Raw genomic sequence first — 226 nt, 5'->3', positions numbered from 1 at the left:
ACCACTTTGTGATTCATGACTGGGGTGAAGTCGTAACAAGGTAACCGTAGGGGAACCTGCGGTTGGATCACCTCCTTACCTTAAAGAACCTGCCTTTGTAGTGCTCACACAGATTGTCTGATGAAAAGTAAATAGCAAGGCGTCTTGCGATTGAGACTTCAGTGTCCCCTTCGTCTAGAGGCCCAGGACACCGCCCTTTCACGGCGGTAACAGGGGTTCGAATCCC

Annotated in this window: 1 rRNA gene; it reads left to right on the top strand. The window is 50.9% G+C overall.

What is annotated here, in order from left to right:
- Positions 1-78 (top strand): 16S ribosomal RNA (locus HED65_RS23075); the annotation flags it as partial.
- Between the last annotated feature and the right edge of the window lie 148 nt (positions 79-226).

It is taken from the genome of Pantoea sp. LS15 (genome assembly GCF_012241585.1).
GTDB lineage: Bacteria > Pseudomonadota > Gammaproteobacteria > Enterobacterales > Enterobacteriaceae > Enterobacter.
Note: the sequence above shows the minus strand (reverse complement) of the source record. Positions and strands in the feature narration are given on the sequence as shown.